The 20,651-nt window shown below is 57.0% G+C and carries 21 protein-coding genes; 12 read left to right on the top strand and 9 right to left on the bottom strand.

What is annotated here, in order from left to right; translation table 11 throughout:
- Positions 1-223 precede the first annotated feature (223 nt).
- The 3 genes from D9K61_RS26175 (at position 224) to D9K61_RS26165 (ending at position 1,951) form a co-directional block, all read left to right on the top strand.
- On the top strand, positions 224-931 hold the full coding sequence (locus tag D9K61_RS26175; RefSeq protein WP_120636213.1) for a DUF533 domain-containing protein: 708 nt from the start codon (positions 224-226) through the stop codon (positions 929-931).
- A gap of 127 nt (positions 932-1,058) precedes the next feature.
- Positions 1,059-1,226 carry a 50S ribosomal protein L33 gene (rpmG, locus tag D9K61_RS26170; protein WP_007799108.1) on the top strand — a complete coding sequence of 56 codons (168 nt, stop codon included), beginning with the start codon at positions 1,059-1,061 and terminating at the stop codon, positions 1,224-1,226.
- Positions 1,227-1,444: 218 nt separating this feature from the next.
- Positions 1,445-1,951 carry a hypothetical protein gene (locus D9K61_RS26165; protein ID WP_162947043.1) on the top strand — a complete coding sequence of 169 codons (507 nt, stop codon included), beginning with the start codon at positions 1,445-1,447 and terminating at the stop codon, positions 1,949-1,951.
- Between the two features lie 177 nt (positions 1,952-2,128).
- Here D9K61_RS26165 and D9K61_RS26160 read toward each other — a convergent pair whose 3' ends face one another.
- Together D9K61_RS26160 and D9K61_RS26155 are read right to left on the bottom strand one after the other, a co-directional pair.
- Entirely contained in the window at positions 2,129-2,866 is a 738-nt protein-coding gene (locus D9K61_RS26160; RefSeq protein ID WP_120636123.1) for a Bax inhibitor-1/YccA family protein, read from the bottom strand.
- A gap of 183 nt (positions 2,867-3,049) precedes the next feature.
- Entirely contained in the window at positions 3,050-3,259 is a 210-nt protein-coding gene (locus D9K61_RS26155) for a DUF1127 domain-containing protein (RefSeq protein WP_120636122.1), read from the bottom strand.
- A gap of 127 nt (positions 3,260-3,386) precedes the next feature.
- Here D9K61_RS26155 and D9K61_RS26150 point away from each other — a divergent pair, with 127 nt between their 5' ends.
- Positions 3,387-4,268: a LysR family transcriptional regulator gene (locus D9K61_RS26150; protein ID WP_120636121.1), complete on the top strand. Its 882-nt coding sequence runs from the start codon at positions 3,387-3,389 to the stop codon at positions 4,266-4,268.
- Between the two features lie 6 nt (positions 4,269-4,274).
- On the opposite strand, the gene D9K61_RS26145 is transcribed toward D9K61_RS26150, so the two are convergent.
- Positions 4,275-5,231 (bottom strand): NADPH:quinone oxidoreductase family protein, encoded by a 957-nt coding sequence (locus tag D9K61_RS26145; protein WP_120636120.1) that lies wholly within the window; start codon positions 5,229-5,231, stop codon positions 4,275-4,277.
- Positions 5,232-5,575: 344 nt separating this feature from the next.
- On the opposite strand from D9K61_RS26145, the gene D9K61_RS26140 reads away from it, so the two are divergent.
- From D9K61_RS26140 to D9K61_RS26130, 3 genes are all read left to right on the top strand, one after another.
- Positions 5,576-5,947, top strand: coding sequence for a helix-turn-helix domain-containing protein (locus D9K61_RS26140; protein WP_120636119.1), 372 nt, complete (start codon positions 5,576-5,578; stop codon positions 5,945-5,947).
- A 45-nt stretch (positions 5,948-5,992) separates the two neighbouring features.
- A complete protein-coding gene (hisN, locus tag D9K61_RS26135) occupies positions 5,993-6,784 on the top strand; it encodes a histidinol-phosphatase (protein WP_120636118.1) in 792 nt (263 codons plus the stop codon).
- Positions 6,785-6,899: 115 nt separating this feature from the next.
- The gene (locus D9K61_RS26130; RefSeq protein WP_120636117.1) at positions 6,900-8,234 is read left to right on the top strand and encodes an 8-oxoguanine deaminase; all 1,335 of its coding nucleotides are present in this window, start codon (positions 6,900-6,902) and stop codon (positions 8,232-8,234) included.
- Here D9K61_RS26130 and guaD read toward each other — a convergent pair.
- Positions 8,231-9,517, bottom strand: coding sequence for a guanine deaminase (guaD, locus tag D9K61_RS26125; protein ID WP_120636116.1), 1,287 nt, complete (start codon positions 9,515-9,517; stop codon positions 8,231-8,233). The genes D9K61_RS26130 and guaD overlap by 4 nt on opposite strands.
- A gap of 139 nt (positions 9,518-9,656) precedes the next feature.
- On the opposite strand from guaD, the gene mgtE reads away from it, so the two are divergent.
- Both mgtE and D9K61_RS26115 read left to right on the top strand, forming a co-directional pair.
- Positions 9,657-11,051, top strand: coding sequence for a magnesium transporter (mgtE, locus tag D9K61_RS26120; protein ID WP_120636115.1), 1,395 nt, complete (start codon positions 9,657-9,659; stop codon positions 11,049-11,051).
- Positions 11,048-11,605: a 5-formyltetrahydrofolate cyclo-ligase gene (locus D9K61_RS26115; protein ID WP_120636114.1), complete on the top strand. Its 558-nt coding sequence runs from the start codon at positions 11,048-11,050 to the stop codon at positions 11,603-11,605. Before mgtE ends, D9K61_RS26115 begins: the two co-directional genes overlap by 4 nt.
- Before the next feature lie 2 nt (positions 11,606-11,607).
- Here the strand turns inward: D9K61_RS26115 and D9K61_RS26110 are convergent, their stop codons facing one another.
- Entirely contained in the window at positions 11,608-11,835 is a 228-nt protein-coding gene (locus D9K61_RS26110) for a DUF333 domain-containing protein (protein ID WP_120636113.1), read from the bottom strand.
- 132 nt (positions 11,836-11,967) lie between these two features.
- Between D9K61_RS26110 and D9K61_RS26105 the strand changes: the two genes are divergently transcribed.
- The 3 genes from D9K61_RS26105 (at position 11,968) to D9K61_RS26095 (ending at position 15,480) form a co-directional block, all read left to right on the top strand.
- On the top strand, positions 11,968-12,780 hold the full coding sequence (locus tag D9K61_RS26105; protein ID WP_120636112.1) for a TIGR00282 family metallophosphoesterase: 813 nt from the start codon (positions 11,968-11,970) through the stop codon (positions 12,778-12,780).
- Positions 12,781-12,866: 86 nt separating this feature from the next.
- A complete protein-coding gene (locus D9K61_RS26100; RefSeq protein WP_120636111.1) occupies positions 12,867-14,645 on the top strand; it encodes an SLC13 family permease in 1,779 nt (592 codons plus the stop codon).
- Positions 14,646-14,739: 94 nt separating this feature from the next.
- Positions 14,740-15,480, top strand: a complete 741-nt coding sequence (locus tag D9K61_RS26095; RefSeq protein ID WP_120636110.1) for a YbaY family lipoprotein — start codon at positions 14,740-14,742, stop codon at positions 15,478-15,480.
- 10 nt (positions 15,481-15,490) lie between these two features.
- On the opposite strand, the gene D9K61_RS26090 is transcribed toward D9K61_RS26095, so the two are convergent.
- From D9K61_RS26090 to D9K61_RS26075, 4 genes are all read right to left on the bottom strand, one after another.
- Positions 15,491-17,152 carry an FAD-binding dehydrogenase gene (locus D9K61_RS26090; RefSeq protein WP_120636109.1) on the bottom strand — a complete coding sequence of 554 codons (1,662 nt, stop codon included), beginning with the start codon at positions 17,150-17,152 and terminating at the stop codon, positions 15,491-15,493.
- A gap of 11 nt (positions 17,153-17,163) precedes the next feature.
- Complete coding sequence (locus D9K61_RS26085; RefSeq protein ID WP_120636212.1) at positions 17,164-18,021, bottom strand: bile acid:sodium symporter family protein; 858 nt, start codon at positions 18,019-18,021, stop codon at positions 17,164-17,166.
- 73 nt (positions 18,022-18,094) lie between these two features.
- Positions 18,095-18,829, bottom strand: coding sequence for a glutamine amidotransferase (locus tag D9K61_RS26080; RefSeq protein ID WP_120636108.1), 735 nt, complete (start codon positions 18,827-18,829; stop codon positions 18,095-18,097).
- 16 nt (positions 18,830-18,845) lie between these two features.
- Positions 18,846-20,618, bottom strand: coding sequence for an SLC13 family permease (locus D9K61_RS26075; protein ID WP_120636107.1), 1,773 nt, complete (start codon positions 20,616-20,618; stop codon positions 18,846-18,848).
- Between the last annotated feature and the right edge of the window lie 33 nt (positions 20,619-20,651).

Here is a 20,651-nt window from a genome sequence, read left to right as displayed (position 1 = left end):
CTCTCAAGAACCCGACATAAAGCTGTCGTATGTTTGGCTTCATTTTCCACAAAAGCAGGACGGCAGCGACCAACACATTGCTGTCGAATTGCTTTCAAAAGTAGTCCCGGCCGCACATCTGACATCGCCGAGGCAATCGCCAAATTCCCTGCATAGTATTCTATTGTTCAATCCGCTGATACAGTTCGACAACAGATTGGAAGTGGAGCCTGGGAGGAAAGTTATGAGTTTCATGAAAGCATTGGCCTCGGTTGCCGTAGGATTTGCTGCGGCCAAAGGGTTGGACAAGTACAAGCAGATGGGGGGCATGGCTGGCCTGCAGGATATGATGAAAGGGTCAGGCGGCGGGTTCGGAATGGACCAGTTGGGCAAAATGGCCGAACAGTTTGGTATGCCGGGCGGCGCCTCTGGTCTGCAGGACATGATGGGCAAAATGGGAATGGGCGGTGGCGCTGCAGGCGCAGCCGGTCTGGGAGGTCTGCTGAACGCCATGCAGGGCGCGGCCAGAACCGGAAGCCAGCAAACAACAAACATGATGGAGACGGTTCTCCAAGGTACACCGGCAGGTGCGGCGATGGAGGAACAGGCCAAGCTGATGCTCCGCGCTATGATTCAGGCCGCTAAGGCGGATGGTGAACTGGATGAACAGGAAAAAGAAACCATCCTGGGCGAGTTGGGCGACGATATCAGCGATGAAGAACGCGCATTTGTACAGGAACAGCTAAGCGCACCAATTGATGTCATGGGGCTGGCTGCGGATTCAGGGGCGCCGCTCAAGACACAGATATATGCGACCTCACTGGCAGCGATTCGATTGGACAACGAGAGTGAGGCTTCTTACCTGCACCAGCTATCCACCGCACTGGGCCTCTCGGATAACGAGCGGGACCAGATTCACAGCTATATGGGCGCACCAAACCTGTCTACCTAAGCGGGCCAAGGAATCCTGGCTGCAGCGGGTCTGATTGGCCTTGACATGCGCTGTGCAGGGCGTAAAAGCGCACGCTCATAGGAATTCAACCGAAAGGCCCCTGCCTTTTCGGACGCAGGAGATAACCATGGCGAAGCCGACGACAATCAAGATCCGTCTGAACTCGACCGCGGGCACGGGCCACTTCTACGTGACCAAGAAGAACGCGCGCACCATGACTGAGAAAATGACCGTTCGTAAATACGATCCGGTCGTTCGCAAGCATGTCGAGTACAAGGAAGGCAAGATTAAGTAATCTGCCGTTCCGATTGGACATCTGAAGGGGTTCTGCGTTGGCAGGGCCCTTTTTCATTGCATGTTTTGCAATGGTTGGTGCCCAGGTTTCTGGGCATCTTACGGATCGGGCCGTTGCAGCGACGCATCAGGGCCGGGCTCAATCGTTTCCGCTGTGGCTTGCAATTTGCACCTGCCTGCACATACGGTTGAGCAAACCGCCACAAAATGTTGACCGCCATGAAAAAAATCTTGTTATCCACAATAGCCGTCCTGTCACTTTCAGGCTGTGAAGATCTCTTCAACCGTGAAGGTGTTGGGTTTACTGGAATTGATGGCGAGCCGCGCACGGTCTCGGATGTTCAGGGCGCAGTGGCGTTTGTTCCGCCAGCAACAAATATTCCTGCGGAATTGGCAGAACTTCGTACCGTGTCTGTTTTGTCCGATCAGGTTGATGCGTCGAAAGTGGCCGGTGTTGCTATCGACAATGGCGGGCGCACGGATACCACTGCAGTTCAATTGTCAGGCAGCGATACCAACCTGTTCCTGAGCACCGTCAACGTAAACGGCACACTATTCGGCGTGTTGCGTACGCCAACCAATACCACAACCGTGGACAACTCGATCGGCGCCACCTTTGGAAGTCAGACCGAGCGTTTCACAGGATGCCTGCCAGCTGGTGACGTGTTCCGCAAAGGCTCGTCCGAGCGGAGTTCAGGCTTTGCAGTTCCTCTGAACTGTAGCTGAACCTTAACCAACTAAGGCCAATGAAGCCCTCGCCTTGACGGTGGGGGTTTTGTTTTTTGGGAGAACCTCGACATCGATCGATGTCGAGTTACGTCGGAGCCGCGCACCGTTATCAAGGCAAAAGAAAAAGGGCGGGTCGTTCGGACCCGCCCTTTGCCAATTGTATTTTTCGGTTCGTTACTCGCGGCTGCCGAACAACTGCAGCAGGAACATGAACATGTTGATAAAGTCCAGATACAGGTTCAGCGCGCCCATGATGGCGGCCTTGCCCAACCATTCCTGATCACCGGAATGGGCCATCTGCAGGTATGTGGTCTTGATCTTTTGCGTGTCATACGCGGTCAGCGCGGCAAAGATCAGCACACCCAGAATGGACACTGCAAACATGATCGCAGGCGATTGCAGGAACATGTTGATCACCATGGCAACGACCAGACCGATCACGCCCATCATCAAGAACGTACCCATACCTGACAGGTCTTTCTTGGTGACATAGCCGTACAGAGACAAGCCAGCGAAGGCGATGGAGGTCACCAGAAATACCTGAGCGATCGAGACCCCGGTGAAGGCGACGAAAATCCAGCTCAGCGACAGGCCCATGACCCCAGCGAAGACATAGAAGAACAACTGCGCACCGGCAGCCGACAGGCGGTTGATTGCGGCACCAAAGCCGAACACCATTGCCAACGGAGCAAACATCACGATCCAGCCCAAGATATTGGGGCTCAGCGTGACCGGGTCGCGGAACACGGACAGCAGTTGCGGGCTGGATCCAACGGCCCAGGCCACAGCAAACGTGATCAGCATACCTACGGACATTGTGCCGTAGACTTTGTTCATATGGGCGCGCAGGCCCTCGTCGATCTCGGCGGCGCGCGCGCCGGATGCCGTCCGGATCGTGTCGAATTGTGCCATCAAAGGGTCTCCCTAAACATATATCTTGTTCGCCCTGCCGAAGCAGAGCGCTTTCCCTGCAAATATCGGCAACTACAGGCTGTGTTTCAAGAGTTTACCGCACAAAACCGACTAAAACGCACAACAAAAATGGCAATCCACCGCAGCGGACCGCCATTATTGCACTACAAGGCTGATTTTTCGTCATTTCCGCCAGAATTCCGGTGCGTCCCATATGTAACGGCCGACTTCGATATCGGCTTCGCTCCGAGTCACTCCGATATCTTTCAGGGCGCGATCATCCAGCTCGGCTAAGCTGCGTCGCTGGCGCTTCAGGGACATTGCGTTTGTGATCATGCCAAGAACAGATCGCGTGGTGGGCTTGCACGGGCGATGAATTGCAACTTGGGTCATGGTTATTGTCCTTTCTGCGATTTGCGATGGGTTTGTCAGGTTCCATCAACTTCCTTGATTGATATGGTGGAGTATGACATATTTTTAAAACGAATATTTATGATGGAACCCATAAGGAATCGTGAAGATGCGAAATCTGGACATAACCACGCTGCGATCTTTCGTGGCCGTCGCGGACCAAGGCGGGGTCACCCGGGCAGCCGGGTTCCTGCACCTGACGCAATCAGCGGTTTCGATGCAACTCAAACGTCTTGAGGAGCTGCTGGGCCTTGAATTGTTGGATCGTAGCGGTCGAACAATTGCCCTGACCGCGTCAGGAGAGCAGTTGTTGGCTTATGCCCGTCGGATGACTGCGTTGAATGATGAGGTGATTTCCAAGTTGACCGATCAGGCGTTTGAAGGTGAGGTTGTCCTCGGCGTGCCGCATGACATCGTATACCCGGCTATTCCGCGTGTTCTGCAGCGATTTAATGCGGATTTTCCACGGGTCAGGGTGCAGCTGGTGTCGTCTTATTCGCTGCAGTTGAAGGATATGTACAAGCGCGGAGAATGTGACGTGATCCTGACGACCGAACCTTCGATTGCCGACGGGGCTGAGACGATTGCTGAATTGCCGCTGCGCTGGATCGGTGCTCCGGGCGGGTCAGCCTGGCGCAAACGGCCGCTGCCATTGGCGTTGGGGCGACGCTGCCTGTTCAGACCGCAGGTGATTTCCGCACTGGATGCAGCCGGAATCCCTTGGGAACTTTCCGTCGAGACTGAAAACGACCGAACGATCGAAGCGACGGTCAGCGCGGATCTGGCGGTTCATGCCATGCTGGATGGCACCGAGACCGCGCATCTGGAGCAGATAGACACAGGAGGTGTCTTGCCTGAACTGCCCGCACATATGATCAACTTGTACGGGGGTGAAGCCGGTCGGGATCCAGTGGTCGAGGCGCTGGCCGCTTTGGTTCGGCAAAACTTCCGCATGCTGGGCGGCAGCCCTCTGAGGGCCGTTGTCGGATAGACGCGTTCAGGGTTTGACGACAATCTTTCCCGTGGACTTGCGCTCTTTCAGCAGCAGCATTCCGTCTGCTACGTCCTGCAACGGCAGAACGTGGCTGATGTGCGGCTTGATCCTGCCCTCGGTGTGCCAACGGAAAAGGGTTTCGAAGCTATCGCGCACGATTTCAGGGCGAAAATTCAGATATCCACCAATATAGAAACCGATCACCGTCAGGTTCTTGACCAGTAGGTGATTGGCCGGGATTTGCGGGACATCGCCGCCCGCAAATCCGATCGGCAGCAAACGTCCTTCGGGATTTGTGGCGCGAAAGGCGGCTTTGAACACGTCACCACCGATGGCGTCATAAACCACATCCGCCCCACCTAAAGCCCTGACCCTGTCGCGCAGGTCTTCGGAGGCGTCGATAAGGTGATCTGCCCCGGCGGCGCGCGCAACGGCCAGCTTGTCTTCGCCGCGTGCCTGCGCAATCACCGTGGCGCCCATGAGTTTTCCGATTTCCACGGCCGTCAGGCCGACACCACCGGCGGCGCCCGTAACAAGCAGCGTCTCGCCCGCTTGCAACCTGGCCCGGTGATCCAGCGCGATATGGCTGGTGCCATAAGCGATCTGAATGGCAGCGGCAGCCTCAAAACTGGTGGAAGTGGGCAGCGGAATTGCACGATCGGCACCGAAGCAACCGTATTCTGCCAGCCCGTCCTGACCGGAGTATATGGCGACCCGGTCGCCGCGTTTCAGGTGTGAGACCCCGGCACCAACAGCGTCCACCACTCCGGCAATTTCCATACCCAGCGTGAACGGAGTCTGGGGCGTATCCTGATATGTGCCTTTTTGCATCAACAGGTCGGCAAAATTCAATCCGCAGGCCTTAATCGCAATCCTGACCTGATCTGCCTTTGGGACCGGAATGTCCACATGGCACAGTTGGGCCGCAGACCCATTGGATTGAATGCGATATGCCAGCATAGAGAGCCTTTCGTTGCTTTGCGCATATACGCTCGCGCCGGGTCAATATTGTCAATAAGTTAACCCTTGCGGCAAAGTGAACGCATAGGCGAGCTGAGTCGGCAACGACAAGCTCAATTTGAAGTGATTGTGTCTCAAAACGATACAACCATAAACCACTATACCGTGATGATGACTCAACCAGCTTGAAAAAAGATCAAAAAGCAGCAATAAAGACCTCTAGTGCTGTTTTCGGGGGAAGGCACGATCCGGATTAGTGAGTGCTTAAGACCGGCACGCTAATGATGCGATCACGGACGTCGCGCAATCCCGTTCAGATGTTTGTGTAGTAGAGGAGAATACCAATGACTCATCACGTCGATGTCCATGTGGGCAAGCGCGTTCGGCACCGCCGCTGGCTGATTGGGATGACCCAACAGCAGTTGGCGCAGCAGGTTGGTATTAAGTTTCAACAAATTCAGAAATATGAAACGGGTGCCAACCGAATCAGCGCGTCTCGCCTTTGGGACATTGCCGAGACATTGGATGTACCGGTCAGCTTCTTTTTCGAAGGCCTGGAAGAAGCCCAGAAGGACGAGGCAGACAAAAAATCTGTTCCTGCGGACCTGATGGGTGACAAAGAAGCTCTGGATTTGGTGCGCTCTTACTATGCGATCCCGGAAAACCAGCGTCGCCGTCTGTTCGAGCTGGCCCGCGTCCTAAGCGACGTCGCCTGATAAATCCTTCTTGACTATGTGGGGCGTTAATCGCACCTCTGCTGCATGCGAACGACCCCGCTAAGTGATATAGAAATTGCCGAGGAAATGGCCGACGCAGCGCGCGCGGCCATCCTTCCGTATTTTCGACAAGGAAATCTCGAAACATCCAACAAACTGGCCGAGGGTTTTGATCCGGTTACAATTGCGGATCGGGCGGCAGAGAAGGCGATGCGAGGCGTGCTGTCCCGCCATTGCCCCAATGACGGAGTTCTGGGCGAAGAATTCGGCCATACCGAAGGCAACAGCGGACGCACCTGGGTGTTGGATCCGATTGATGGAACGCGCGGGTTTATCAGCGGCACACCGACTTGGGGTGTGTTGATCGCGCTTAGCGCTCAGGACGGGCCTGTTTTGGGTGTGATCGATCAGCCCTATATTGGCGAGCGTTTTATTGGCACGTCAGAGGTTGCGCAGGTCACTGGTCCGTTGGGCACAAACGCCCTGAAAACGCGTGCGACCAGGGCTTTGGATCAAGCAACGTTGTTTACGACTTTCCCGGAAGTTGGCACATCGCAAGACAGGGCCGGCTTTCGCGCCGTCGCCGAACAGGTTCAACTAACGCGATATGGAATGGATTGTTACGCCTATGCGCTGGTTGCAGCGGGTCAAGCAGATCTGGTGATCGAGGCCGGTTTGAACGCCTACGACATCCAGGCGCCGATTGCGGTCATTCAGGCGGCGGGCGGGATCGTGACGGACTGGCAAGGTGGCCCTGCACATGATGGCGGTCGGGCATTGGCGGCGGCCAATCCAGATATTCACGCCGCCGCTCTGGAGATCTTGCGCCACTATTGAATTTTGTTGCCGTAGCGCACGCAGGCAGGTACATCAGTCCAAGCTGGTTCTTACGCCCGTTTTCCACCAGCTTTCGCACTCCTTGCATGAGACGGGCATATGCAGGAGGGCCCATATGACCGAGTTTCTGATCAAAAACGCCGATTCCATTGTGACGATGGATGACACGCGGCGCGAACTGTCCGGTGCAGATATCTTGGTAAAGCAAGGCCAGATCGCTCAGATCGGCCACGGGCTGGCGAGCAGTGGCGAGACCCACGATGTGTCGGGCTGTGTCGTGACACCCGGTCTGGTGAATACACACCACCATCTTTATCAAACGCTGACGCGAGCCGTTCCGGGGGGACAGGATGCGCTTCTGTTTGGTTGGCTGCAGACGCTCTATCCAATCTGGGCGCGGTTCGGCCCGGATGAGATGTTTACGTCGGCCCAGATTGGTTTGGCGGAACTGGCCCTGTCCGGCTGCACACTCAGCTCGGATCATTTGTATTTGTACCCAAACGGGGCTCGGCTAGAGGACACCATTGCGGCCGCGTCTGAGCTGGGCATTAGATTTCATCCCACACGCGGCGCGATGAGCATTGGGGAAAGCGACGGTGGCCTGCCACCGGACAGTCTGGTCGAAGCCGAAAGTGATATTCTGGAGGATATGATCCGTGTCGTGGACGCGTTTCACGATCCTCGTGAAGGGTCCATGTGCCGCGTGGGGCTGGCACCCTGTTCGCCATTCTCGGTCAGCCGCGATCTAATGCGCGACACGGCGTTGCTGGCGCGGGACAAAGGCGTGATGTTGCACACGCATCTGGCGGAGAATGATGAAGACATCGCCTATTCTGAGGCTCAATTTGGATGTCGCCCGGGCCAATATGCCGAAGATTTGGGGTGGACTGGTTCGGATGTCTGGCACGCGCATTGCGTCAAGCTGGACGGAGCCGAAATTGATCTGTTTGCCAGAACCAGAACTGGTGTGGCGCACTGCCCTTGTTCGAATTGTCGCCTGGGGTCAGGTATCGCGCCGGTGCGGGTCATGCGGGATCACGGTGTTCAGGTCGGTCTTGGTGTGGATGGATCTGCCAGCAACGACATCGGCAACCTGATGGCTGAGGCGCGACAGGCCATGCTGTTGCAGCGCGTCGCGAACGGGGCGGATGCCATGTCCGCCCGCGAAGCCCTTGAGATCGCGACGCGAGGTGGCGCAGATGTGCTCGGTCGCCCCGATTGCGGCCGCCTGATGCCCGGCAAACGTGCAGATATCGCCGTTTGGGATACGCGCTGCGTCGAAAGTTCCGGCAGTTGGGATCCTGCCGCTTTACTTTTGGCGGGGCCGACGCAGGTTCGGCACTTGTTTGTCGAAGGGCGCCAGATTGTTCGCGATGGACATCTGACAACCGTCGATCTGCCAAGGGTCATCGAGCGTCAAAACGCCCTTGCGCAGGCGCTGCGCGGCTAAACCGCCTTGTGCCCACCGATCCAAACCTCGGAGATCGCCCGGTCATCCCCCATCATGATGGTCGGGAAAACAGCTTCCCAAATGTCATTGGCGTGCGCTTCGCGTTGTGCAATGGCGGGGGTCGAGGCGAGGTCCAGCACGACCAGATCGGCCTCCATCCCCGGAGCGATATTGCCGATACGCGCGTCCATCCGCAAAACCCGGGCTGAACCGACTGTTCCCAACCAAAGCAGTTGGGCCGGATGCAGCGGATGCCCTCGCAGCTGACCGATTTCGTAGGCAGACGCCATTGTACGTAACATCGAAAAGCTCGATCCGCCGCCGGTGTCAGTGGCCAGACCAATCCTGTGACCCTCGGACATCAGCCCGTTCATGTCAAAGAGGCCAGAACCGATGAACGTGTTCGATGTCGGACAATGGACCAGCGCGGCGTCCATCTCGCGCAGTCGATGGCGTTCGCGGTCCTCCAAATGGATAACGTGGCCGTAAACGCCGTTCTGACCTAAAAGACCGAACTTCTCATAGGTGTCCAGGTAATCGCGCGCATCGGGGAACAAGGACTTGACCCATTCAATCTCATCGGTCTGTTCGCTCAGATGGGTTTGCATCAGGCAATGCGGATGCTCTGCCCAAAGGGCACCCATGGCTTCCAGCTGTTCTGGAGTGGAGGTCGGCGAAAAACGCGGCGTGATCGCGTAGGACAGGCGGTCAATGCCGTGCCATTTCTCCAGCAGTGCCGCAGACTGGTCATAGGCCGTTTGCGCGGTATCGCACAGCCCGTCAGGTGCATTGCGATCCATGCAGGTTTTGCCAGCTACAACGCGTTGTCCCCGCTGTTGTGCAGCACTGAAGAACGCATCAACGCTTTCGGGATGAATTGTGCAAAAGCTACACATCGTCGTCGTGCCATGCGCCGTCGTCAGGTCCAGGTAGCGGTTGGCAACTTCGGTAGCATAGTCGATATCGCCGAATTTCATCTCTTCGGGAAAGGTATATGTGTTCAGCCAGTCGATCAGGCGTTTGCCCCAACTGGCGATCATGGCGGTTTGCGGAAAGTGCACATGGGGATCGACGAAACCGGCCATGATGAGATGATCACCATGGTCTTTGACCTCGGCCTCGGGGTGCGCCCGGATCAGGCTGTCAGCTGCCCCGATCTCCGCAATATGCCCGTCCTTAATCAATACCGCTTCGTCAAGCCGTGCTGCATCGGTCGGCTCACCATCAAAAGGTGATCCGCGAAAACTAACAACCCGTCCTTTCAAAAGCATCTTTTGCGCCATTTGCCCTAATCTCCACGTGTTTTGGACCGCTCTGCAGCATAAGCAGGGGAAAGATGCGGGTAAATCTGAGCATTGTCATTGTTTTCCGGTAGCTGCTTCTTCTATTTAGGGGCCAATCGCCGTGAAAGAGGGGCAGCGCATGACGACAGGCATTGACGAGGCCAAATCTGATCAGCCCCGGGACGAAGACGTCTATGCGCTGGATCGCAAGACCGTGGCGACCATTCTGTACACGTTGGACGTGGAGGACCGCGACAAGCTGATCGAGCTGATGGAGCCGTTGCACCCGGCCGACATCGCCGACCTTCTTGAACAGATCAACCCATACGACCGGGCCCGATTGATCCGTTTGTACGACAAGGAATTTGACGGGGACATCCTGTCAGAACTGGATGAAGCCGTTCGCGAAGAAATCATCAATGTCCTGAACCCGGACGTTCTGGCCGAAGCCGTGCGAGATATGGAAAGCGACGATGTCGTTGACCTGCTGGAGGATCTTGAAGAACCACAGCAAGAGACGATTCTGGATGCGCTTGAGGATTCCGAACGGGTTGCTGCAGAACAGGCGCTGGCCTATCCCGAAAACTCTGCCGGGCGTCTTATGCAGCGCGAAGTGGTTATGGCACCCGAGCATTGGTCCGTCGGGCAAGCCATCGACTTCATGCGTGCCAATGACGACTTGCCTGATCAGTTTTATCATGTCGTTCTGGTGGATCCGCGACTAAAACCTGTCGCTCAGGTGACTTTGGGCATGCTGATGGCCACACGGCGCGAAGTGTCCCTACATGATATCGCTGAAGAAGAATTCCACACCATCCCCGTCGATCAGGACGAAGAGGATGTGGCCTATGCCTTCAACCAGTACCATCTGATCTCGGCCCCGGTGGTGGATGCGGATGGCCGCCTCGTCGGTGTTATCACGATCGATGACGCGATGGTTGTTTTGGATGAAGAGCACGAGGAAGACATCCTGCGCCTGGCTGGTGTCAGCAACGACAGCTCTCTGTCTGACAGTGTTGCGGCCACGAGCCGGCGACGTTTGCCATGGCTGGCGGTGAACCTGTGTACATCGATTTGTGCGTCGCTGGTGATCTCGCAATTCGAGGCAGCGATTGATCAACTGGTCGCGCTCGCCATTTTGATGCCGATCGTGGCGTCAATGGGCGGGAATGCAGGCACCCAATCCCTGACAGTTGCTGTGCGCGCCTTGGCCACGCGCGACTTGACTGGTGCCAACGTCATGCGAGTAATCCGACGCGAGTTGTTGGTTGGTATGCTGAACGGGTTGTGCTTTGCTATCGTTTTGGGAACCGTCGGGATGTTTTGGTTCGGCTCTCCGTTGCTGGGGGTCGTGATTGGATCGGCTTTGGTCGTGAACATGATTATCGCAGGCTTTGCCGGTACGGTAGTACCTGTCGTGCTGGACCGTTTGGGTGTCGACCCGGCGCTCGCGTCTGGAACGTTCGTGACCACGACCACCGATGTCATGGGATTCTTCATCTTTTTGGGACTTGCCAGCATGGTGCTTTTGTGACCGATCTGACCGAAATCAAGGCCGCGGCGCGCAAGGCGGCCTTTGCCCGTCGCAAAGGCGCTTTTGACGCACGCCCGGCGGGCGCAGCTGGACGGCTGTCCGAAGTTCTGGCCGGATACAGGGGCGTGCCGTTGTCAGGATACATGCCAATCCGTACTGAGATTGATCCGCTGGCTGCGATGGCCGAGGCGTCAGCTTATGGTTCGGTTGGCGTGCCGGTAATCCAGGCGGCGGGACAGCCGCTGAAGTTTTCCCGCTGGTCGCCCGAAGGTGCTCTGAAGGACGGTCCGTTCGGGGCGAAAGTACCTGAAACTGATGACTATTTCGACCCGGAGATTCTGATCGTACCGCTGGTTGCCTTTGATGCGCAGGGTGGCAGGTTAGGTTATGGCGGCGGTTTCTATGATCGCACACTGGAAGGCCTACGCGCCAAGCGACCCACGTTGGCCATTGGCTTTGCCTTTGATGACCAAGAAGCCGAGAATCTACCGCTTGAGCCAACTGACCAACCGCTGAACATGGTCGTCACAGAAAGCCGCGTGCTGACTTTCTGAATTTATTGGTTCTCGAAATGGCTGCGCAGGTAGTCCCAGGCATCGACCTCGGTGCCGTCTTTCAGAATGCAGATGCCATACTCGCTGCCATCTGAATTCTTTCGAATCTGATACTCTCCATCGTTTTCAACGCAAAACGTGGCGGCCGGGTTGGCCATCGTGGTCTTGGTCTGAGCCCAGACGCCCGAGGCAGCTAAGGTGGCAATGGCGGCGACGGCAAAGGGTTTCATCAAATTCTCCTTGAACGAAATTGCTGCGTTTCAGGTTGGCATCTTTGCATGTGATTGCAAGACCGTGCCGAGGCTCGCAAATTGCACGGTTCCGCCTTGTTATTGCCGCGCACAGCACCTACGACCCGGGATATGAGAATTTTGTTTCTAGGTGATGTCATGGGTCGCGCAGGGCGCGCGGCCATTCAAGCGCACTTGCCGCGCCTTCGCGACGAGTGGCGTTTGGATTTTGTTGTGGTCAACGGTGAAAATGCCTCGAACGGGATGGGCTTGACCGGGGATCACGCCAAGTTGCTGCTGGATGCCGGGGCCGATTGCGTGACGCTGGGCGATCATGCCTTCGATCAAAAAGACATGCTGCAATTCATCGAGAAAGAACAACGCATCGTGCGCCCGGTGAACTTTGCCAAAGGTGCGCCTGGACGGGGGCATCGGTTGTTCACTGCGCCCGGCGGCCGAAAGGTGTTGGTGGTACAGGTGCTGGGGCAGGTGTTCATGAAACGGCCCTTCGATGACCCGTTTTCAGCCATTGAACCGATCCTGAAGTCCCACCCGCGCGGTGGGCAGGCGCAGGCGATAATCGTTGATATGCACTGCGAGGCGACCTCGGAAAAAATGGCGATGGGCCATTATTGCGACGGCCGTGCCAGCCTTGTGGTGGGAACCCACACGCATATCCCAACGGCGGACTCTCAGGTTTTGCCCCAGGGAACGGCGTATCTGACCGATGCCGGTATGTGCGGGGACTACGATTCAGTGATCGGCATGGACAAACAGGAACCCCTGCGTCGGTTTATCACCGGCATGCCCAAGACGCGGTTTACCCCGGCCAATGGCGAGGCAACGCTAAGCGGAGTGTTCGTAGACACAGATGACCGCACCGGCCAGGCCAAATCGGTGCGCATGGTGCGTGTAGGTGGACGTCTGGAACAGGCAGGCCCTTAAAAACGACGTCGGACTTGCCCTGTTGCACGCAATGCGTGAAACTGTCGATCAGGCGCTTGGGCCAGGATTCAGATAGAATACCACGAATGCAATTCCTTTCACTGACAGACACAGGCAGCGCAATTCTGGCGCTTGCGATTGTTGCGGGCATGTTCATCATGTTCCTGCGCGAGGTCTATCCGACCGAAGTTGTGGCCATCGGTGGCGTTGCCCTGATGCTGGTGACCGGGATCCTGCCCTACCAAAACGCGTTGATCGTTCTTTCCAATCCGGCCCCTTGGACGATTGCCGCGATGTTCATCATCATGGGTGCATTGGTGAGGACTGGCGCGCTGGATGCTTTTACATCGGTGGCCCAGAGACAGGCGCAGGTTTCCCCAAAGATTGCCATCGCTTTGCTGATGGGCTTTGTGATTCTGGCCTCGGCCGTGGTGTCGAACACGCCGGTTGTGGTTGTGATGATCCCTGTGTTCATTCAAATCGCGCGCACATTGAATGTTCCGGCCTCAAAACTGCTGATCCCGCTCAGCTATGCTGCCATTCTGGGGGGAACCCTGACACTGATCGGCACATCAACCAACCTGCTGGTGGACGGTGTCGCCCGGTCACAGGGTATGACGCCGTTCACGATCTTCGAGGTCACGCCGCTGGGCATCGCCTTGGTGATTTACGGCATGTTTTACCTGCGGTTCATCGCGCCGCGCTTGCTGCCCGAGCGTGACAGCATGGCATCGATGCTCAGCGACCGGTCAAAGATGAAATTCTTCACCGAGGCTGTCATCCCACCCGAAAGCAACCTGATCGGCCGAGAGGTCTCAGGCGTGCAGCTGTTCAAACGCCCCGGCGTGCGCCTGATCGACGTAATCCGGGGGGATGAATCCCTGCGGCGCAACCTCAAAGGTGTTGCATTGCAATTGGGGGATCGGGTGGTGTTGCGCACCCAGATGACCGAGTTGCTAAGCCTTCAGAGCAACAAGGAACTGAAGCGTGTTGATCAGGTTTCTGCGGTGGAAACCAAAACAGTCGAAGTTCTGATAACGCCCGGGTGCCGTATGGTGGGGCGCACTTTGGGCGCAATGCGACTGCGACGCCGATATGGTGTCTATGTATTGGCCGTTCATCGGCGCAATCAGAACATTGGTCGTCAGTTGGATGATCTGGTTGTCCGGGTTGGGGACACTTTGCTGCTGGAAGGATCGCCTGCGGATATTCAAAAGCTGGCCGCCGATATGGACATGGTCGACGTGACCCAGCCTTCGGCACGGGCGTTCCGGCGCAGCCATGCCCCCATTGCCATCGCCGCGCTTTTTGGGATTGTCGCTTTGGCAGCACTTGGCATTGCACCGATCCTGTTGCTGTCGATATTGGCCGTTGCCGTGGTTCTATTGACCCGTTGCATCGACGCGGATGAGGCCTTTTCGTTTGTCGAGGGGCGCCTGCTTGCTCTCATCTTTTCGATGCTGGCAATTGGTGCGGCCTTGGACAGTTCCGGTGCTGTGTCGCTGATCGTTGAAACCATCGCACCAGGTCTGAGCACCTTGCCGCCGTTCCTGATCATCTGGGCCGTTTACATACTGACGTCAGTCTTGACGGAACTGGTTTCCAATAATGCAGTTGCCGTCGTGCTTACGCCAATTGCAATCGGCTTGGCACAGGCTGTCGGCATTGATCCGCGACCATTGGTGGTGGCGGTCATGGTGGCCGCGTCCGCCTCGTTCGCCACGCCCATTGGATACCAGACCAACATGATGGTCTATGGGCCCGGTGGCTATAGGTTCACCGATTTCATGAAGGTTGGAATTCCGCTGAACCTGAGTGTCGGGTTGCTGGCTTCGTTGCTGATCCCGCTGATCTGGCCTTTATAAGTTCGGCGCAGACCTGCCGTTGGGCAGGTGGACGTCTTGTATATGTTCAATCAGGCACGATCTTTTGGATGTGATTGCCTAAGGAGATTTGAACATGCTCGGAACCCGTCATTCAATACTGGGCAGTGCCGCGATTTTGGCCACGCTCGCCAGCGCGGCCTTTACAGGAACGGTCGAAGGGTCGGCCACCTACCGCGAGCGGATCGCCGTTCCTCCAGACGCGACCTTGTTTGTTGAACTTCAAGACGTTTCGCTGGCCGACGCACCTGCCGTCACTCTCGCCGCACAACGATATGCGCTGAGCGGCGTGCCCGCTGGGTTTGAGCTGAGCTATGATGACGCGCTTGTTCAGGACAATCACAGTTACGTCCTGAGGGCTTCGATCACACAGGGTGAAAAACTTCTGTTCACTACGGATACCGCTTATCCCGTGCTGACAAACGGGGCTGAACGCTCGGTCGATCTAACCATGGTGCAGGTCCAGGCGCAGGGGGAAGTGATGCTTGAGGACACGCAATGGACCGCTGTGGTGTTGAATGGTGCACCGATTGAAACCGATCGCCACCCCGAGCTTTCATTTACGACGGGCGGCGCGTTTTCCGGTTTCGGAGGGTGCAATCGTTTCAACGGGCAGGCCGAGGTTTCTGGCAATCGAATCGAGTTCCCGGATAACATGGCCGCGACACTCATGGCCTGCCCACCGCCACTGGATGCGGTCGAACGGCAGTTTCTAAAAGGGTTGCAACGTGTCACCACGTATGCGGTTCAGGGAAATGCGCTGGCTCTGCTGGATGCCAATGGCGAAGCGGTCGTCAAGTTTTCACGCAAACAGTGATCGCACGTCGTCAGGCAACAGCCCGGGATCGTCCAGCATTGCGGCCTGAGAAGATGCAGCCGCCCAGGAATGTCCCCTCCAGCGCGTTGTACCCATGATACCCGCCTCCGCCGAAGCCGGCCACTTCGCCCGCTGCGAACAAGCCGGGCACGACCTTCCCGTCAGCCCCGATCATCTGACTATCGAGGTTGGTTTGCAGCCCGCCCAGCGTCTTGCGCGTCAGAACATGCAGTTTCACCGCGATCAGAGGGCCGTTGGACGGATCCAGGAACTTGTGGGGTTTTGCCGTGCGGATCAGCTTGTCCCCGCGGTAGTTTCGCGCCGCAAGGATCGCCATCATCTGCGCATCTTTGGAAAAGGGATTATCGACCTGAGAATCCCTGGCCTCGATCTGGGCGCGCAAGTGGCTTTCGTCGATCAGGCCACCGCCAAGTTGGTTCATGCTACTGACCAGCTCAGTCAGCGTGTTTGCCACCACGAAGTCTTCGCCCTTCTCCTTGAAGGCTTCGACCGGGGCCGTCGCTTTGGAGCCTGAAAGGATGCGCTGGCGGATGACCTCTTTCCAACTGCCCGAAGTAAAGTCTGGATTCTGTTCCGATCCGGACAAAGCGAACTCTTTCCTGATCACTTTCTGAGTCAGGACAAACCAGCTGTATTCATAGCCCGTTTTGAGAATTTCCCGTAGCGTCCCGAGTGTATCAAACCCCGGCAGGCAGGGCGGTTCCAGCCGGTTGCCGGTTGCGTCAAACCACATCGAACTTGGCCCGGGCAAGATACGGATGCCGTGGTCGGGCCAGATCGGATCCCAGTTCTTCACGCCTTCGGTATAGTGCCACATGCGATCGCCATTGATCACATGGCCGCCCGCTTTTTCACTGATCGCGATCATTCGGCCATCCACATGGAAGGGGACGCCCGCCACCATGTCTTTGGGTGGCGCGCCCAAACGGTTTCGTGGCCAGTTTTTGCGCACCATTTCAAAATTGCCACCAATCCCACCTGACGTGACGATGATGGACGGTGCGTACACTTCGAACTCTCCGACTTCGTCTCGGTTGGTCTTTTTCCCGCGCACAGCGGCATCATCAGCAAGTATTTCGCCCGAGACCCCTTTGGCGGTGCCGTTCTGCATAATGAGGTGGCTGACCTGATGGCGGAACTTCAGCTGGATCAAACCCGCGCTGACATGTTCCTGCACCCGGCGAATGAAATGCTCCAGAATTCCCGGTCCGGTGCCCCAGGTGATGTGGAAACGCGGGACCGAGTTTCCATGGCCGGTCGCGTACGATCCGCCACGTTCAGCCCAACCAACAACCGGAAACCAGCGTATTCCCATCTCGTGCAGCCAAGGCCGCATCTCGCCGGCTGCAAATTCAACATAGGCTTCGGCCCACCGACGGGGCCAGTTGTCCTCATCCCGATCAAACTGTGCGCTGCCCATCCAATCCCGAAGGGCAAGGCTGTGACTGTCCTTGATGCCCATTCTGCGTTGTTCGGGCGTGTCGACCATGAACAGCCCGCCCAGGCTCCAGAATGCTTGACCGCCCAGGAAATGTGCGGGTTCCTGATCGACGATGATCACCTTTTTGCCCCGATCACCCAATTCTGCTGCGGCCGCCAACCCGGCCAAGCCTCCGCCGACGACAATTGCATCTGCCGTATTATTGCTCATCAAATGTCCTTTCAGCGGTTGCGGAACCAGGCGAGGAACGGAATCGCCACGGCGTACATTGTTATCCCGTACACAGCCGAGGGAAGGGCCAGCGGGCTGAATCCGCTTTCTGTTCCGGTGATCAATGCAGCCAGCGTAATGCCCAAAGTCGAGTTCTGAATGCCCGTTTCGATTGAGATCGTCTTGCTTTCGTTCCACGACAGATTTGCGGCACGTGCCAGTCCCAATCCGATCAACAGCAGGGCGACATTCAGTGAAATCAATCCAGCGCCCATGATGCCGAGGTTATCGACAAAAAGCCGCCAGTTCCCAGCCAGCGCAGCAAGGACGATCAAAACGAACAGCGCGGCGGCCAGTTTTGACAGTGGGGCATCGATCCTCTGGGCGAAGGCCGTTGCAAAATGACGAACGCTCACACCGACGGCCACAGGCAGGGTGGTGATCAGGAACATCGCAATCGCTAGCCCGCTGATCGAGACGTCTGGTGCGTCTTCGCCCATGAAGTGGCTGATGGACCACGCAGCAAGAATGGGAACCGTCAGGATCGAAAGCAGGCTGATCACGGCTGTCAGGCTGACTGACAAAGCCACATCCGCCTTGGCAAGTTTGGACAGGATGTTGCTGGTCACACCGCCGGGACAAAAGCTGAGTAGCATAAACCCCACTGCGATTTCGGGCGGAAGGCCAAACAGTTTGACGGTCGCAAATGCAACGACGGGCAGCAGTACGACCTGACACAGCGCACCGATTGCAAAGGGGTAACGACGGCTGATGACCCGCCGGAAATCCGCGATCTCTAGTCCGATGCCCAGCGACAACATGATGATGGCCAGGGAAATCGGCAGGCCGACGCTTATAAGTAGATCCAAGAACAACCCCTCCCAAAGTCGTGTCAGATCAACCTAGTCGAGCAGGGACCCAACCGGCAACCGCTCCGTTGGGTCAGGCGTAACGCTCGGCAAAGCGACGCAGGATTTCGCCGGGTTGGGTGACATCCGCCGCCTTGCAGGTATCGATCAGAAGTTGAGCATCCTCGGGTGGGAAGTAGCCATGATGTTTGTAGATATTGATGCGCTGTTCAAAGTCTCCAGCGTCTGCTTCGGGGTGGAATTGGGTGGCATAAACGTTCTGCCCCCAGCGGATCATTTGTATAGGGCAGGGATCTGACGCCAACAGATGTACGCATCCGTCGGGTAGGCCCTGAACAGCCTCTTTATGGCCCACAAAGGCGTCGAATTCCGGTGCCAGCCCTGCGGTCAACGGATCAGCCGTTCCGTCATCGGTCAGTCGGCAAGTCGACGGGCCGACAGGTTCACCGAATTGATCCTTGCTGACCTCTCCGCCCAAATGCGCTGCCAGAATACCCAGCCCATAGCAGCAGCCCATGAAAGGATGATCGTGCCGTGTGATCTGCGGCATCAAGTTCATGATGGTGTTTTCGATCTTTGCATCCAAATGCGATTTTGTCGCCAGATCATCGCTGACGCATCCGGGACCGCCGCCGACAATGACGCCCGCATAGTCAGTGACATCCAACCCATCGGGCAGATCCTCGCAATCCAGACGAATGCGATGGGTTTGGTCTGGCAGCAATCCGGTTTTATCCAGGATCGCGGCATACTCGGCATCCGAGGCATCTGTTTCCGGGCGCAGTTGTAAGATCAAAAAGCGTTTCATGCGCTGCCTTTATCCTTCAGAGCGGCCAGAACACAAGGATGGCAGGGACCGACACCGAGATGATCAGAATTTCCAAGGGCAGTCCCATACGCCAATAATCCCCGAACCGATATCCGCCAGGACCCAGCACGAGCGTGTTATTCTTATGCCCGATGGGTGTCAGGAACGCTGCCGAGGCCGCCACTGCGACCGTCATCAGGAACGGATCAGGTGACACGTCCAAAGCCCGTGCCATTTGAATCCCCACCGGTGCTGCCACGATTGCTGTGGCCGTATTATTCAAAACATCTGACAGTGTCATGGTGACAACCATCAGCACGGTCAATATGGCCCAGGCCGGCAGACCATCGGTCAACTGGATCAGAGCATTTGCAATAAGCTCGGTCCCGCCGGATGTCTCCAGCGCACTGCCCAATGGGATCATGGACCCCAGCAAAACCACGACCGGCCATTCGATATGATTGTATAGATCGGCGATGGGCATGATCTTGGTCAGAACATAGGCCACCACAACCAGCCCCAACGCAACTGGCAGATAGATCAGTCCGATGCTTGCCGCCAGCACCGCGGCGGCGAACAGCCCAATGGCAAGCCAAGCCTTGTTGTTGGCCGTGACGTTCAGGCCGCGCTGCGCCAACGGCAGACAGCCCAGCCAATCTGTAACGTCAGCGCCACGATCACGGGGGCAGAGCAACAGCAGGATGTCGCCGGCTTCAACCTCGGTCTTGCGGACTTGCTCGGTGATGCGAAGGCCCTGTCGCGACATGCCCATAAGCACGGTGCTCTGACGCCAGGCAAGGCCCAGACCCTGCGCCGTGCGCCCAGCGATGCGGGCGTTTTCCGGCACCACCACCTCGATCACCTCAAGCCCATCTCCATCGGCGGTCAGCAACTCCTGTCGGCGCGTATCTGAAAAGTCCAGATTCAATGCCGCACGAAATTCATCCAGCGCTTCGGGGCGCGCCTCAAGAACAAGCGCGTCGCCTTCTTTCAGCGTTGCGTGGGTCGACCGCCCATAGCGGCGTTTACCATCCCGGATCAGCCCGATGATCGCCACGTCAGATTTCTCAGCCGTCTCATAAAGTTCGCTGACACGCTTACCGATATGCTGAGAGTCTGGCGGCAGGGTCAATTCCGCGATGTATTCAGCCAGAACTTCGGAGGTTTCCGTTTGCGGGCCCCGGTTTGGGATCAGCCGCCAGCCGATCAGAGAGACAAAGGCCAGCCCGGCGATTGCAGCTATGCCACCGACCGGTGCGAAGTCGAACATGCGAAACGGCTCACCCAGCGTCTCTGCTCGGATCGAGGCAATGATGATGTTGGGCGGGGTTCCGATCAGTGTCGCCATGCCGCCCAGAATGGTGGCAAAGCTTAACGGCATCAGCGTCAGGCCCACTGACCGCCCTGCTTTGCGCGCGGTCTGGATGTCGACGGGCATCAATAGGGCCAGCGCAGCCACGTTGTTCATGAATGCCGACAGCACCGCTCCGATTCCACCCATAAGGGCAATATGTGCTCCAAGCCCACGAGAGGCATCAACCAGCGTGCGGGTGATCAGGAACACTGCACCGGATCTGACCAGCCCGGCTGAAACCACCAGGACAAGTGCAACGATGATCGTGGCCGGGTGCCCGAACCCTGCAAATGCATCATCGACAGGCACAACGCCCAGCACCACGCCGACCATCAACGCCGAGAATGCAACAAGGTCGTATCGAAAGCGGCCCCAAAGAAGCATGCCGAAGACGGTGAAGAAAAGCGCGAAAAGGATGATCTGATCTGTCGTCATGAGCGGACCTTATCCGCACAAACTGGCCAAAGC

This window comes from Ruegeria sp. EL01, assembly GCF_900313035.1.
Taxonomy (GTDB): Bacteria; Pseudomonadota; Alphaproteobacteria; order Rhodobacterales; family Rhodobacteraceae; genus Ruegeria.
The sequence above is the reverse complement of the archived record's forward strand: the minus strand, read 5'-3'. Positions and strand labels throughout refer to the sequence as shown.